This window comes from Actinomadura kijaniata NBRC 14229 (genome assembly GCF_001552175.1).
GTDB classification, from domain to species: domain Bacteria; phylum Actinomycetota; class Actinomycetes; order Streptosporangiales; family Streptosporangiaceae; genus Spirillospora; species Spirillospora kijaniata.
Map to the genome: position 1 here is coordinate 1 of NZ_BCQR01000233.1, position 14,949 is coordinate 14,949.

General features: G+C 76.5%; 10 protein-coding genes and 1 pseudogene. All 11 read right to left on the reverse strand.

Translation table 11 applies throughout. The features are described 5' to 3' along the window. Nucleotides 1-156: 156 nt before the first annotated feature. A complete protein-coding gene (locus AKI01S_RS45050; protein WP_067832381.1) occupies nucleotides 157-1,098 on the reverse strand; it encodes an MBL fold metallo-hydrolase in 942 nt (313 codons plus the stop codon). 79 nt (nucleotides 1,099-1,177) lie between these two features. Then, complete coding sequence (locus AKI01S_RS45055; protein ID WP_084000875.1) at nucleotides 1,178-2,356, reverse strand: vWA domain-containing protein; 1,179 nt, start codon at nucleotides 2,354-2,356, stop codon at nucleotides 1,178-1,180. A 4-nt stretch (nucleotides 2,357-2,360) separates the two neighbouring features. Continuing rightward, a complete protein-coding gene (locus AKI01S_RS45060; protein ID WP_067832383.1) occupies nucleotides 2,361-3,533 on the reverse strand; it encodes an AAA family ATPase in 1,173 nt (390 codons plus the stop codon). Further along, nucleotides 3,530-5,059: an ankyrin repeat domain-containing protein gene (locus AKI01S_RS45065; protein ID WP_067832384.1), complete on the reverse strand. Its 1,530-nt coding sequence runs from the start codon at nucleotides 5,057-5,059 to the stop codon at nucleotides 3,530-3,532. The genes AKI01S_RS45060 and AKI01S_RS45065 overlap by 4 nt, the downstream gene beginning before the upstream one ends. Further along, nucleotides 5,056-6,699 carry an ankyrin repeat domain-containing protein gene (locus tag AKI01S_RS45070; RefSeq protein WP_067832386.1) on the reverse strand — a complete coding sequence of 548 codons (1,644 nt, stop codon included), beginning with the start codon at nucleotides 6,697-6,699 and terminating at the stop codon, nucleotides 5,056-5,058. The genes AKI01S_RS45065 and AKI01S_RS45070 overlap by 4 nt, the downstream gene beginning before the upstream one ends. Next, nucleotides 6,696-8,408: an ankyrin repeat domain-containing protein gene (locus AKI01S_RS45075; RefSeq protein WP_067832388.1), complete on the reverse strand. Its 1,713-nt coding sequence runs from the start codon at nucleotides 8,406-8,408 to the stop codon at nucleotides 6,696-6,698. Before AKI01S_RS45075 ends, AKI01S_RS45070 begins: the two co-directional genes overlap by 4 nt. After that, entirely contained in the window at nucleotides 8,408-10,027 is a 1,620-nt protein-coding gene (locus AKI01S_RS45080; RefSeq protein WP_067832390.1) for an ankyrin repeat domain-containing protein, read from the reverse strand. Before AKI01S_RS45080 ends, AKI01S_RS45075 begins: the two co-directional genes overlap by 1 nt. After that, on the reverse strand, nucleotides 10,020-11,615 hold the full coding sequence (locus AKI01S_RS45085) for an ankyrin repeat domain-containing protein (RefSeq protein WP_067832391.1): 1,596 nt from the start codon (nucleotides 11,613-11,615) through the stop codon (nucleotides 10,020-10,022). The genes AKI01S_RS45080 and AKI01S_RS45085 overlap by 8 nt, the downstream gene beginning before the upstream one ends. Continuing rightward, nucleotides 11,599-13,113, reverse strand: coding sequence for an ankyrin repeat domain-containing protein (locus AKI01S_RS45090; RefSeq protein ID WP_067832393.1), 1,515 nt, complete (start codon nucleotides 13,111-13,113; stop codon nucleotides 11,599-11,601). Before AKI01S_RS45090 ends, AKI01S_RS45085 begins: the two co-directional genes overlap by 17 nt. Then, complete coding sequence (locus tag AKI01S_RS45095) at nucleotides 13,110-14,714, reverse strand: ankyrin repeat domain-containing protein (RefSeq protein ID WP_067832395.1); 1,605 nt, start codon at nucleotides 14,712-14,714, stop codon at nucleotides 13,110-13,112. The genes AKI01S_RS45090 and AKI01S_RS45095 overlap by 4 nt, the downstream gene beginning before the upstream one ends. Beyond that, nucleotides 14,711-14,949: pseudogene (locus tag AKI01S_RS52250) on the reverse strand (gala protein); the annotation flags it as partial. The pseudogene AKI01S_RS52250 and the gene AKI01S_RS45095, both read right to left, overlap by 4 nt.

A 14,949-nucleotide genomic window follows, 5' to 3' on the forward strand; every position in this document is an offset into this window, starting at 1 on the left:
TCGCCGGGATCGGGCTGCGGGCCGCCGCCGCGGCGGTGCGGACGTTCGGCGGCGCCCTCGGCGGCGACGACCCGCACCGCGCCGCCGACGCGTGGCTGGACGCCCAGCTACGACTGCTGGTGACCGCCGAACTCCGCTAGCCCGCCGGGTGGCCGGTCAGGCGCGGCAGCTCAGCGGGCGGCCGCCGTTGTAGGTGATCATGTCGCCGATGGCGGTGAGCACGTCGATGGTCCCGCCGGGCTCCAGGCCGTCGAGCTCGGCGTAGGCGCGGTGCAGGTTCCCGACGATCCGCTCCGGGTCGCTGAGTTCCGCGTACTCGCCGAGGTCCAGCTCCCGCGCGGCCTCCAGCGGGGTCAGGCCCGCCGCCCTGGCCTCCACCGCGCCGTCCCGCACGAACCGCAGGTAGCCCAGCACCCGGTCGATGAGCTCGGGACCGGCGACCGGGCCGTGCCCCGGCACGATCGTCTCGGCGCCGAGCGGGGCGACGACCTCCTCCAGCACCGTGATCGCCCCGGTGACCGAGCCCTGGAGCAGGAACGGCGTGCCGCCGTTGAACAGCAGGTCCCCGCAGAACAGCACCCGCCGCTCGGGGATCCACACGATCGAGTCGTTGGTGGTGTGCGCGGGCGTTCCGACGTGCCGGACCTCCAGCCTCAGGTCGTCCGACCACAGTGTGACGCCGTCGGTGTAGGTCAGGAACGGCGGCGCCAGCTCGAACGCGCCCCAGTCCACCGGCTCCCACACCGGCGCGTCCATCGGCGCGCCCCACTCGATCGCGGCGGTGCGGGTCCTCTCGTGCCCGACGATCGTCGCGTCGGCGAACAGGTGGTTGCCGAACGTGTGGTCGCCGTGGTGGTGGGTGTTGACCAGGGTCCGCACCGGCCGGTCGGTGACCGAGGCGATCGCGTCCATGTAGGCGCGGGTGCGGCGCTCGGTGGAGCAGGAGTCCACGCCGACCACGCCGCGCGACCCGGCGACGAACCCGGTGTTGTTGATCCACCAGGTGCCGTCCGGCTGCAGGTAGGCGAAGATCCCGTCGGAGACCTCCTCCAGGCGCGGCGGGCCGGGGGTGGTGATGTCGTGCTGGACTCCGGACATGGGAGGGCTCCTCCGACGGGGGACGTGCTGCGGCGGGCGTCGTCCGCCGCAGCGTACCGCCGCGCCCCGGCCGCCGTGGTCAACCGCCGGGCGTCACCCGCACCGACTCCACCCACGCCGGCGGCGCGGGCGGGTCGTCGCCGACCAGCGCCGCGATCAGCCGGGCGGTGGCGGGCTCGGCGGGCCACGGCGTGTACCCGTCGGTGAGGACGATGACGACGTTGGGGCGCTCCTTCGCCGCCATGGCCGCCTCGATCCCGACCCGCATGTCGGTGCCGCCGCCCCCGGCCAGCACCACCTGGTCCACGCTGGTGACCCGCGAGGCCGCCCGCACGTCGGCGTCGACCGCCAGCACCGTCACCCGGTTGGCGCCGACGCCGACCTCCCGCAGCACCCCGGTGACCTCGGCGAGCGCGGCGGCCAGGTCGTCCGGTCCCATCGACCCGGAGGTGTCGATGACGATCGCGACGCGGGGCAGCGGGCGGCGCAGGCTCGGCAGCACCACCCCGCGCATCGCGGCGGTGCGGCGCGACGGCCGCCGGTAGGTGTAGTCGACCGCGCCGCCCGCCCACGCCACGGCCTCCCGCACGGCCCCGGCCAGCACGCGCCGCCAGTCCACGGCGGGCTCCAGGACCTGGTCGGCCCAGCGCCGCCAGCCGCCCGGCAGAGTGCCGCGGGACCGCTGGTGGGCGCGCATCGCCTCGGCGGTCGCGCGGCGCAGCGCCTCGGCCTCCACCTGGCTGACCTTCGACGGCCCGCCCGGCCCGGCGATCTCCCACGGCAGCGGGTCGCCGTGCGCGCCCGACCCGCAGTCGTGGAGGTGCGGCTGCGGCGGGACGCCCGGCAGGTACGCCTCGAACAGCAGCCCCTTGTCCATGCCGAACCGGCCGGGCTCGACCCGGCCCTCGGGCAGGGACAGGCCGTCGTCGAGCAGGTCGTCGTTGATCTCGCAGTCCTGCGCGATGTTGACGCGGATCCGGTCGCGGCGGTCGGCGGCGGGCAGCCGGTCGGCGCGGCCGTGGTGGTCGCGCAGCAGGTGCGCGACCTCGTGGATCCACACCCCGGCCAGCTCCGGGACCGGGGTGGCCTCGACGAACGAGGGGGACACGTAGCAGCGCCAGTGCCGGTCCACGCCCATCGTCGGCACCGCCTCGGAGGGCACCACCGTCAGCGAGTACAGCGCCGACGCCAGGTAGGGCCGGTCGCCGGCGGCCTTGAACCGGGCGGCCAGCAGCTTGGTGCGGTCGAGTTCGGCCATCGGCTCAGCCCGCGAGCGCGCCGGACAGCCGCAGCAGGTCCACGAACCCGTCGATGCCGCTGGGCACCGGCCAGTCGGTGTCGCGCATCTTCGCCAGGTCCCCGGCGGCGCGGGCCGCCACGTCCGGCACGCCCGCGTCCACGGCCTTGGCGAGCACCGCCCAGCCCGCCTCCCAGCGCCGCCGCGTCGGCTCGGCCTGGATGGCGGCGACCACGGCGGTCAGGAACGCGAGCTGCCGGTCGCCCCGGTCGGGCAGCGCGAACGCGTCGGGGTCGGCCAGCACCCGGTCGGGGTCGGGCAGGTCCAGTTCCTCCAGGTAGTTCAGCAGTTCCAGGCCCGCGCCGTCGCCGACCGCGCCGACCACCGCCGCCGCGACCGCGTCCCGCGCCACACCGGTGGCGTACCCGGCGGCCAGCAGCCGCAGCGCCATCTCCCAGCTGCGCGGCGACGGCCACGCCCCGCCGCGCGCCTCGGCGTCGGAGGGCAGGCTGTGGACCAGGCCGGGGCGGGCGGTGAGGAAACCGGAGATCGTGCCGCGCGCCCGGGCGACCGCGCCGGTGGTCTTCGCGGGGTCCACCACCGGCACCCGCAGCTCCGGCCAGGTCCCGGCCAGGCCGCGCGCGACCGTGCGGGGGTCGTGCGTCCAGTTCAGGTGGACGAACCGGTTGGCCAGCGGCGGGCTGAGGTGCCAGCCGTCGGCGGCGCTGGAGGGCGGGTTGGCGGCGGCCACGACCCGCACCGGCTCGGGCAGCGACAGGCTGCCGACGCGGCGTTCCAGGACCACCCGCAGCAGCGCGGCCTGCACGGCGGGCGGCGCCGACGACAGCTCGTCGAAGAACACCAGCCCGCGCCCGGCCGTGGCCAGCCGCACCGCCCAGTCCGGCGGGGCCATCGGCACGCCGGTGGCGGCCGGATCGTCGCCGATCACCGGCAGCCCGGCGAAGTCGGACGGCTCGTGCACGCTGGCGATCACCGTCTCCAGGGGGACGCCGAGCCCGTCGGCCAGCCGTTCCATGCCCGCCGACTTGCCGATGCCGGGCTCGCCCCACAGCAGCACCGGCAGGTTCGCGGTCACGGCCAGGGCGAGGGCCTCCAGCTGGGTGCTGCGCGCGGGCTCCGAACGCCAGTCGCGCGCCGCCCGGTTGAGCTCGTCGGCGGCGGCCAGGGGGTCGTTCACACTGTCTCCTCGTCGTGTTGGGCGGCGTCCAGTTCGGCGGCGTCCAGGGCCCGGACCAGCGCCCGCGGACCGCCCGCGTATTGGACCGTCCACGCGGGCGTACGGTTCAGATGATCCCGGGAACGCGGATCGACCCCGGCGGCCAGCAGCCGGGGCAGCAGGACCTCATGGTCCACCCGGTGGACCAGGTGCAGGAGCGTGCGTCCGCCCCGGTCGCGGACGCGGGGGTCCACGCCCGCGTCCAGCAGCCGGAGCACGCCGGGGGTGTCGCCGTGCTCCATCCGCCGGAACAGGTCCTTGCGCAGCCGCAGCAGCGCCCCCGGCAGCCGCCCCCGGCCGTCCTCCCAGGCGGTCCGCACGGCGAAGCACCCCGAGGGCGCGCCGCCGAACGCCCGCAGGGCCCGTTCCCTGTCGCGCTCCCGAGGGGTGTGGGAGTCCTCCAGAACGCCGTCGCGGAACCGCAGCCCGTGCTGCCTGCGCCGGCACGGCACCGCCACGGGAACGGGGAGCGCGGGGCCCGGCGGCCCCACCGGGCCGTCGGCGGGCGGCCGCGCCGGGAACAGCGCGTCGCGGACCAGCGGGTGCAGCTCCTCCGGAGTGATCCGCCCGGCCCGCAGCAGGTCAAGGTCCGGCAGCCGCCGCCACAGGCCGTCCGCGAGCGGCGGACCCTGCGGGAGGGGGAACGGATCGATCGCGAACACGGTGATCACTCCGCCACCGCCTTCCACCGTCAGTGAGAGATCCCAGAACAGGTCCACCCGAAGATCCCGGGAGGAGGACCGCGCCGTGCGTTCCAGCAGTGCCAGGTCCACCGGGGCCACCGTCAACCGACGCTGCCACCTCTCCTCGGCCCACGTCCACGTTTTTTCCGCCTCGCCGAACACGAGCCCGGCGGCCGCCGACGCCTCCCTGAGCGCGCCGCGTTCGTGCAGCAGGCCGACCCACTCGGCGTGCCGGACCGGGTCCCCGCCTCCGGGATCGCGGTCGGGAAGCTCCTCGGGGGCGAGCGGGGTGCCGTCGGCGTGGAAGAACGGGGGCCGGTCGCCGCCCCCGCAGTGGGCGAGCAGCTCGGCCGAACGCCGCGCGTCCCACAGGTGCCGCAGACCCGTCCAGTCCACCCTCTGAACGTCCGCCTCGGAGGGACGCGGGTCGGCCGGGACGAGCCGCAGCCGCAACCGCTGCGCGCCGTCGTGGTGGAGGGGAGTGGCCGCGCAGAGGACCGCGTCGCCGTACCGGCCGAGGACCAGCCCCTGGCGCGGGGACAGCTCGGCCCGGCCGTACCGTACGCGCGGCGCGTGCCAGCGCAGCAGGTCGGGCGCGAGGTGTCGCAGGTCGTCCTCGATCTGGGGGGTGAGGTCGGCGGGGTCGATGTCGACGTCGATGTGGGCGGCGGCGCAGGCGCCGCGCCAGTCCCCGGCCAGGCGGCGTTCGGTGGCGCGCTCGATCATCCACCGCGGCACCGCGTACCGCCGCACCAGCGCCCACGACGCCAGCTCCTGGTCGGCGACCACCCGCGGATCGCTCACCCGTCGTCCCCCGTCCCGTCGGGCAGGCCGCGGCCGAGGCCGGGGTGCTCGGCCGCGATCCGGTCGCGCAGGAAGTACAGGTGGGCGTACCGGTGCGTGTTGATCAGGTCGCGCAGCGACCAGCCGCCCTCGTTCACCACGTCGATCCGCGCCCCGGCGTCCACCAGCGCCCGGACGCATCCGGCCGAGGCCCGGTGCAGCACCGCCCGGTACAGCGGGGTGCCCCCGTACCCGTCCTCGGCCTCCAGGTCCAGCCCGGCCGCCAGCAGCCGGGGCAGCAGCACCTCGTGGTCGGCCAGGTACACCAGGTGCAGCAGCGTGCGGCCGTCGCCGTCGCGGACGCGGGGGTCGACGCCCTCCTCCAGCAGCCGCAGCACGCCGGGGGTGTCGCCGTGCTCCATCCGCAGGAAGATCTCCTCCCGCAGCGCCTCCAGCGCGGGCGGCAGCCCGCCCCGCCCGCTCGTCCACGCCTCCGTCACGGCGAAGCAGCCGGTCATCGTCCCGCCGAGCGCCCGCAGGGCGCGTTCCCGCTCGTGCTCCCCGGCGGGGTGGGGGACGTCGAGGCGGCCGCCGCGCCAGCGGGCCTCGTGCCGCTCGCCCCGGCAGCGGATCCGGACGGGCGCGAGCGGCGCGGGCGGGGGCGGCCCGGCGGGCGGGCGCGCGGGGAACACGGCCGCGCGGACCAGCGGGTGCAGCTCCTCCGGCGTGATCCGCCCGGCGCGCAGCAGCAGCGGGTCCGGCGTCCGCCAGCACGGCTCGGGCAGGACCGGCACGTCCGCGACGTCGCGCGGGTCGGCCGCGCTCAGCGTCAGCCGGCCCTGGACGCGTTCCAGCACCAGGCAGTGGCGGGGGGAGACGTCCGCGCGCACCCGCGCCGTCCCCGCCAGGGAGCGGCCCGCCCGCGCCAGCAGGGACAGGTCCAGCGTCGTCAGCCCGTGCCGCACCAGCGTCATCGTCCGCCACGCCCCCGGACGCCCCCGGGGCTCGACGGCCGTCAGGCCCGCCGCCGTGATCGCGCCGTCCAGGTCGCCGCGTTCCCGCAGCAGGAACACCCACTCCGAACGCGCGGCCGGATCGCCCGGCCCCGGATCGGCGGCGGGGAGCTCGCCGTCGGCGAGCGGGACGCCGTCGGGGCACAGGAACGGCAGCCGCCCGCCCGGCCCGTGGTGGTCGAGCAGCCCGCCGACGCGCCGCGCGTCCCACAGGTGCCGGAGCCCGGACCAGTCCTCGCGGACGACGGGCGGGTCCGCCGGCCGGTACCGGCCGGGCGCCTTCCGGTCCAGGCGGAGCCGGAGCCGCTGGATCTGCGGGGCGTTGCGGGCGCGGGGCGTGGCCGCGTACAGGACCGCCCCGCCGTACTCGCCGAGGACCAGCTCCCGGCGGACGGCGATGTGCGTGCCGCCGTGGTCCCGGGGCAGGTGCCAGCGCAGCAGGTCGGGCGCGAGATGCCGCAGGTCGTCCTCGGCCTCGGGGGTGAGGTCGGCGGGGTCGATCTCGACGTCCACGTGGGCCGCCGCGCAGGCGCCGCGCCAGTCCCCGGCCAGGCGGCGTTCGGTGGCGCGCTCGATCATCCAGCGCGGCACCGCGTACCGCCGCACCAGCTCCCACACCCGCAGGTCGTTCGCGACGTTCCCGCTCACTCGCCGTCCTCGTCCTCCGGGTCCTCGTCCTCGTCGTACTCCCAGTAGTCGTGGGCGGTGATGTCGGGATACTCGGCGGCGATCCGGTCGCGCAGGAACCGCAGGTCGGTGCGGTCGTTGCGCTCCATGAGGTCGACCAGCGAGTAGTCGCTCTCGTCCACCACGTCGATCCGGGCCCCGGCGTCCAGCAGCGCCCGCACCAGCGGCGCGCGGCCGTGCTCGCCGACCACCAGGTGCAGCGGCGTACGCCCGTTCTGGTCGGTCGCCTCCAGGTCCAGCCCGGCGTCCAGCAGGCGCGGCAGCAGCTCCTCGTGGTCGACCAGGTGGAGCAGGTGCAGCAGGGTGCGTTTGCGGCCGTCGCGGACGCGCGGGTCGACACCCATGTCCAGCAGCCGCAGCACCCCCCGCGTGTCGCCGTTGTGCATCCGCAGGAACAGGTCGCGGCTCTGCCCGCGCAGCGCGCGAGGGAGCCTCCCCTCGCCGCCGGTCAGCGCCTCCCGCACCGCGAAGCACCCGGTGACCGCGCCGCCGAACGCCCGCATGGCCTGCTCGCGCTGCTGCTCCTCGGCGGTGTGCGGCATGTCGAGCCGGCCGTCGCGCATCCGCACCTCGTGCCACTCGCCCCGGCAGCGCACGCGCACCGGAGCGGGCGGCGCGGGGTCGGGCGGGCCCACCGGACCGTCCGCCGCGGGCCGCTTGGGGAACAGCGCGTCGCGGACCAGCGGATGCAGCTCCTCCGGAGTGATCATGCCTGCGCGCAGCAGGGTCAGGTCCGGCTGCCGCCGCCAGGAGAACTCGGGCAGCCGGTCCAGGCCCCGCAGGTCGTAGGTGGAGGCGACGCGCATCCGGGGCGGGTCCTGCGGCGACTCCCGTGTGACGGCGAACCCGGTGTACCAGCCGAACGAGATCCGCAGCGCCGTCGTCCCGCGCTCCGCCAGCGCCCGGCTCTCCCGGGCCAGCAGGGCCAGGTCCACCGGCAGCCGCGCCATCAGGTGGCGCGGATCGGTCCTGGCCCAGCCCGGCAGGCCCTCGTCGCTGAAGTCCGGGACGGCCCCGGCGGCCTCGAACGCGGCCTCCAGCTCACCGCGCTCGTGCAGCAGCATGACCCACTCGTGGTGGGCGGTGGTGTCGGCGGGGTCCGGCGCGGTGCCGGGAAGCTCGTCCGGGGTGAGCGGCGTGCCGTCGGCGTGGAAGAACGGCGGCCGGTCGGTTCCGCCGTGGTGGGCCGGCAGGCCGGCGGAGAACCGGGCGTCCCACAGATGTCGCACGCCGCTCCAGTCCTCGGCGACGATCGAGGTGTGCCCGCGCGGCATCCGGCGCAGGGGCTTGCGCCGGAACAGCAGCCGCAGCCGTTGCGGTCCGTCCACCATCGGCGGCGTCACCACGTGCAGCACGCCGTCGCCGTACCGGCCGAGGACCAGCGCGCGGAGCGTGCCGACCGAGGTGCGGCCGTTCAGCACGCGCGGCAGGTGCCAGCGCAGCAGGTCGGGCGCGAGGTGCCGCAGGTCGGCCTCCAGGTCGGCGGCCGCCCGCGCGCCGTACTCGTCGGCGACCTCGGCGAGGTCGAACCCGACGTCCACGTGCGACGCCGCGCACGCGCCCGCCCAGTCGCCGGCGAGCCGCCGTTCGGTGGCCCGCTCGATCATCCAGCGCGGCACCGCGTACCGGCGGACCAGCGTCCAGGACGACATCTCCTCGCGGTTGTCCATCAGTCGGGCTCTCCTCGGTGACGCGGCAGGTGCGGATGGTCGCGCCGCACCTTCTCGTGCAGGAACCGCAGGTCCGGACGGTGCCTGTGGTGGATCATCGTGGCCAGGGTGCGCCCCTGCCGGTCAACGGTGTCGGTGCGGGCCCCCGCCCCCAGCAGCGCCCGTACGTACCGCTCCGAGCCGCCCTCGGCCACGGCCGCGAACAGCGGCGTCCATCCGTCGCGGTCGGTGGCGTTCACGTCGAGCCCGGCCGCCAGCAGGCGCGGCAGCAGCTCCTCGTGGTCGACCAGGTGGAGCAGGTGCAGCGGCCCGCGCCCGAGGCCGTCGCGGAAGTGCGGGCCGAGCCCCGCGTCCAGCAGCCGGGTCACGCCGGGGGTGTCGCCGTGCTGGAAGCGCAGCAGCAGCTCCCGGCGGAACGCGCGCAACGCCCTGGGCGGGCGCTTGCGGCCGTTCGCCCACGCCTCCTGGGCCGCGAAGCAGCCGGTGGTCGTGCCGCCGAGCGCCACCACGGCCTGCTCGCGCCGCTGCTCCTCCGCGGTGTGCGGCATGTCGAGCCGCCCGTCGCGCAGCGAGACCAGGTGCCATTCCCGGTCGCGGCAGCGGATCCGGAACGGGGTGGGCGGCTCGGGGTCGGGCGGGCCCACCGGCCGGTCCGCCGGGGGCCGCTCCGGGAACAGCGCGTCGCGGACCAGCGGATGCAGGTCCTCCGGCGTGATCCGCCCGGCGCGCAGCAGCGCCAGGTCGGGCAGCTCGCGCCAGGTCCGCTCGGGTGGGGCGGAGCCGGACGGCACCGCCGGGGAGGAGACACCGACGTGTCCCAGGAAACGCAGGTGGGGCAGTCGCGTGTCCAGGCGGAAGCGGTAGGACTGGTAGGTCAGGCAGGTCTGGTCCACGCCCGCCTCGCGCAGCCCGCGCACCAGCCGGTCGAGCAGCGCCGGGTCGATCGCCATGGCGCGCAGCCATCCGACGTTGACGGCCCTGTCCGTGCGCGCCAGCAACGCGTCCAGACCGGCGTCGGTGAGCGCCTTCTCCAGGCCGTCGCGGTCGCGGCGCAGCGTCAGCCACTCGGCGCGGGCGACCGGATCGTCCGGGCCGGGGTCACCCGCGGGCAGTTCGGCGTCGGTGAGCGGCGTGCCGTCGGCGTGGAAGAACGGCGGCCGGGCCCCGCCCCACAGCGTCAGCAGCCCGCCCGCGCGCCGCGCGTCCCACAGGTACCGGTGCCCGCTCCAGTCCTCCCGGAGGAAGTCCGCCGCCTCCGGGGGCAGCGGGCCGAACCCGAGCCGCAACCGCTGCGCCCCGGCGGGAACCGGCGGGGTCAGCACGTACAGGAGGTCCGCGCCGCGCCGCGCGAGCACCACCACGCGGTTGATCACCACGGTCGTGAGCTGCTGGGAGCCGCGCGGCAGGTGCCAGCGCAGCAGGTCGGGCGCGAGGTGCCGCAGGTCGTCCTCGATGTCGGGGGTGAGGTCGGCAGGATCGATGTCGACGTCCACGTGGGCCGCCGCGCAGGCGCCGCGCCAGTCCCCGGCCAGGCGGCGTTCGGTGGCGCGCCCGATCATCCACCGCGGCACCGCGTACCGGCGCGCCGTCCGCCAGATCGACAGCTCCCGGTCATTCATCGGCTGTCTCCTCGCTCAGCAGGAAGGCCAGATCGTCACGCTCGTGTTTGCGGATCAGGCGGGCCAGGGAGCGCCGGGCGGTGTCGGGTCGCGAGCCCGCTTCCAGGAGCGCTCGCACGGTCTCGGGGGAACCGTGGTGGCAGACCGCCATGTGGAGCGGGGTGAGTCCGTCGGAGTCCTCGGCGTTGACGTCCAGCCCGGCCGCCAGCAGCCGGGGGAGCAGCACCCGGTGGTCGACCTGGTGGATGTGGTGCAGCAGGGTGCGTTTCCGCGCGTCGCGGACGTGCGGGTCGAACCCGGCGTCCAGCAGTGCCAGCACGCCTTCGGCATCGCCCGCGTGCATGCGCAGGAACAACCCGATGCGTGCCTCCCGCAGCTTCGGGGGCAGGTCCCGTTCGCCGTTCTCCCACGCCCGCACCACGGACGCGCACCTGGCGGCCGGGCCGCCGAGCGCGCCCAGCGCCAGTTCCCGGTCGCGCTCCTCGGGACGGTGCGGGGTCCGCAGCCTGCCGTCGCGCATCGTGATCTCGTGTCGCTCCCGGTGGCACGTCAGGCGGGTCGGTACGGGGAGCGTGGGGTCGGGCGGGCCGACCGGGCCGTCGGCCGGGGGCCGCGCCGGGCACAGCGCGTTCCGGACCAGCGGATGCAGCCGTTCGAGGGAGAGGGCGCCCCTGCGCAGCAGCTCCAGGTCGGGCGGCAGGCGCCAGGCGAGCCAGGGGAGCTCGGGGAGGTCCGCGACGTCCCCGACGGACCGCCGGCGAACGACCAGCCCCTCGACGGTCACCTCGAAGCACCCCCCGCCGATGGTGATCCGGACGCGGTCCACGCCGCGCGCCCGCAGCGACCGCAGGGCCCGCGCGAACGCCACCGGATCCACGCGGCTGTCACGCAGCAGGAAACTCCGGGGCTCCGCCTCCGCGTCGAACTCCCCGCCGCCGAACTCGTGCAGGCCCGCGCGGCGATAGCGGTCCAGGCCGCGAGGCGTGTTCCCCCAGAGACCCGAGCCGATCCACTCCACCCGCGCCGCCGTGCCGTCGGGCGGGCATTCGCCAGCGGGATCGGGCAGTTCGTCCTGCCACAGCGGAACGCCCCCGGCGGTCAGGTAGGGCGTGCGGTCGCGGCAGCCCCACCGGTGGAGGAGCAGGTCCGGCGCCCGCCGGGCGTCCCACAGGTACCGCAGGTCGACCCAGTCCTCCCGGACGAGGGACCGGCCGTCCCCGGCGAACGGCCCGCCGACGCGCAGCCGCAGCCGCTGCGGGGCCTCGGTCCTCGGCGGCGTGAGGACCCGCAGCGCCACGTCGCCGTACCGGGCCAGGACCAGTTCCCGGCCGGGAGTGAGGGCCGTGCTGCCGGCGATGTTCCGGGGCGCGTGCCAGCGCAGCAGATCAGGGGCGAAGTGCCGCAGGTCGTCCTCGACCTCGGGGGTGAGGTCGGCGGGGTCGATCTCGACGTCCACGTGGGCGGCGGCGCAGGCGCCGCGCCAGTCCCCGGCCAGGCGGCGTTCGGTGGCGCGCTCGATCATCCACCGCGGCACGGCGTACCGGCGGATCCGCCACCAGTCCGCCGGCTCCTCACCGAACCCGGTCATCGGCCCGTCCCTCCTCGCTCAGCAGGAAGGCCAGGTCAGCGCGCTCGTGTTTGCGGATCAGGCGGGCCAGGGAGCGGCGGGCGGTGTCGGGTCGCGCGCCCGCCTCCAGCAGTGCTCGCACGACCTCGGGGGAGCCGTGGTGGCAGACGGCCACGTGGAGTGGGGTGAGTCCGTCGGCGTCCTCGGCGTTGACGTCGAGCCCGGCCGTTCGCAGGCGGGGCAGCAGCACTCGGTGGTCGACCTGGTGGATGTGGTGCAGCAGGGTGCGTTTCCGCGCGTCGCGCACGTGCGCATCGAACCCGGCGTCCAGCAGTGCCAGCACGCCTTCGGTATCGCCCGCGTGCATGCGCAGGAACAACCCGATCCGGGCCTCCCGCAGGACCGAGGGGAGCGTCCGTCCGGCGTTCGCCCAGGCGGCCATGACGGACGCGCACCGGGCGGCCGGGCCGCCGAGCGCGCCCAGCGCCAGTTCCCGGTCGCGCTCCTCGGGGGCGTGCGGGGCCAGCAGCCTCCCGTCCCGCAACGCGATCTCGTGCCACTCGTCGCGGCACCGGACCCGGACGGGCGCGGGCAACTCCGGGTCCGGCGGGCCGACCGGGCCGTCGGCCGGGGGGCGCGCCGGGCACAGCGCGTCCCGGACCAGCGGATGCAGGTCCTCGGGGGACAGCACGCCGGTGCGCAGCAGCTCCAGGTCGGGCAGCCTGCGCCAGGCGACGCAGGGAAGCTCCGGCAGGTCCGCGACGTCCCGGTGGTCCCGCTTGCGGACGCGCGGCCCCCCGGTGTCCACCGACCAGGTTCCTCCGAAGCCGACCGCGATCCGGACCCGGTCGGTGCCGCGTTCCCGCAGTGACCGCAGGGTCCGCGCGAACGCGACCGGGTCGATGTACGAGTGGAACAGCAGCTCCCCGGGCAGGGCCGTCTCCTTCGCGGCCTCCGGGACGCCGAACCCGTGGCGGGCGTCCAGCCGGTCGTCCGGGCCCAGCGGCTCGCCCCCGGCGGTCAGGCGGGGCGCGCGGTCGCGGCATCCCCACCGGTGGAGGAGCAGGTCCGGCGCCTGCCGCGCGTCCCACAGGTACCGCAGGACGGTCCAGTCCTCGTGGGGCAGGGCGCGGCCGCCGCCGGGCGGCGCGCCGATCCGCAGCCGCAGCGTCTGGGGGGCCTCGGCCCCGGGCGGCGTGAGCGCGTACAACGCCGCGTCGCCGTGGCGGGCCAGGACCAGCGCCCGGTGCGGGTCGAGGGCGGTGCTGCCGGTGAGGCGGCGGGGCGCGTGCCAGCGCAGCAGGTCGGGCGCGAGATGCCGCAGGTCGTCCTCGATCTGGGGGGTGAGGTCGGCGGGGTCGATCTCGACGTCCACGTGGGCCGCCGCGCACGCGCCGCGCCAGTCCCCGGCCAGGCGGCGTTCGGTGGCGCGCTCGATCATCCGGCGCGGCACCGCGTACCGGCGGATCCGCCACCAGTCCCGGAGGCCCCCGGACAGCCAGCCCCGCGGAATGTTCACCGGTCCGCACGCCCCTCGTCGCGCGGCAGGCGCTCCGCCAGGAAGCCCAGGTCGTCGCGGCCGCGGATCAGCACGGACAGCGTGTTGCCGAGGTGGTCGGCCACGTCGACGCGCGCCCCCGCCTCCAGCAGCGCCCGCACGACGTCGGGCGAACCGTGGTCGCCCACCGCCGGCATCAGCGGGGTGCGGCCCGCGCCGTCCTCGGCGTTGACGTCGAGCCCGGCCGCCAGCAGCCGGGGCAGCAGCATCCGGTGGTCCACTCGATGGACGTGGTGCAGGAGCGTACGCCTCTGCGCGTCGCGGACGTGCGGATCGAACCCGGCGTCCAGCAGCGCGAGCACGCTCTCGGTGTCGCCCGCATGCACCCGCCGGAACAGGTCGAGCCGGATCTCCCGCAGCTTCGCCGGGAGCTTCCCCTCGCCGGTGGTCCAGGCGTCCAGGACCGCCAGGCACGCGACGGACGTGCCGCCGAACGCGCGCAGCGCCCGTTCGCGCTGGAGCTCCTCGGGGGAGTGCGGCGTCACCAGGCGGCCGTCGCGCACCGCGATCTCGTGGTCCTCGCCCTGGCAGCGGATCGTCACCGGGGCGGGCGGCTCGGGGACGGGCGGGCCGACCGGGCCGTCGGCCGGGGGGCGCGCGGGGCACAGCGCGTCCCGGACCAGCGGATGCAGCTCCTCGGGGGTGACCAGGCCGGTGCGCAGCAGCTCCAGGTCGGGCATCCGGTGCCAGAGGTGCTGCGGGACGGACGGCAGCTCGACGGACGCGCCGGAGGGGGCGTACTCGACGCGCATCCCGTCGAGGGTCACCGCGACGTCGGCCCACGACATGCTGAACAGGACGCGCTCCGCGCCGCGCGCGTGCGCCTCCCGCAGCGCCCGCGCGAACGCGTACAGGTCCAGGGCCGGTTCGCGCATCAGGTGGAGGAGGTTCCCCATGTCCCCGGGATCGGGTTCGCCGCCGAGGCGGTCGAGCCCCAGACAGCGGTAGGCGGTCTCCAGGTGCTCCTGCCCCCGCTCGTGGAGACGCGTCACCCACTCGGTGTGCGCCACGGGGTCGTCGTGGCCGGGACAGCGGCCGGGCAGCTCGTCCTCGCCCAGGGGAGTGCCGTCGGGGCGCAGGAACGGCGCCCGGTCCCCGCCGAAACGCCGCGCGAGCAGTTCCCCCGAACGCCGCGCGTCCCACAGGTGCCGCAGGCCGGTCCAGTCCTCGCCGCGCAGCGGGACCCAGCCCCCGACGCGCTCGCCCAGCGGTTCCGCGCCCAGGCACAGCCGCAGCCGTTGCGGGGCCTCGTCGCCCGGCGGCGTGCGCACGTACAGCGCGATGTCGCCGTACCGGGCCAGGACCAGCATCCGGTAAGAGGAGATGCCGCTGTCGCCGATCCGCGGAACGTGCCATCGCAGCAGGTCGGGCGCGAGATGGCGCAGGTCGCCCTCGACCTCGGCGGGCACCGCGTCCAACTCCGGCCCCACGTCGAACCACGCCGCCGCGCACGCGCCGCGCCAGTCCCCGGCCAGCCGCGCCCGCGTCGCCTTCTCGATCATCCGGCGCGGCAGGGCGTACCGCAGGACGCGGAGCCGGTTGAGTCGGGCCCGCCGGTTCAACGGTAGAGGCTGCCGATCGCGTGGACGTCGGGGTGCGGGCCGGCCTTCGGGCGCAGGCACGCCGCGACCGCCCGCTTCACCCGGCGCGGCACGCCCGGACCGAGCCCCACGTGCTCCAGCCGCGTCCCGCCGTCGAGCCGGGCCAGCAGCGCCTTCGCGCCGCGCCCGGTGACCCCGGTGTGCCGCAGGTCCAGCCGCCGCAGCGGGCTGCCGGGCAGGGCCTCGGCCAGCGCGT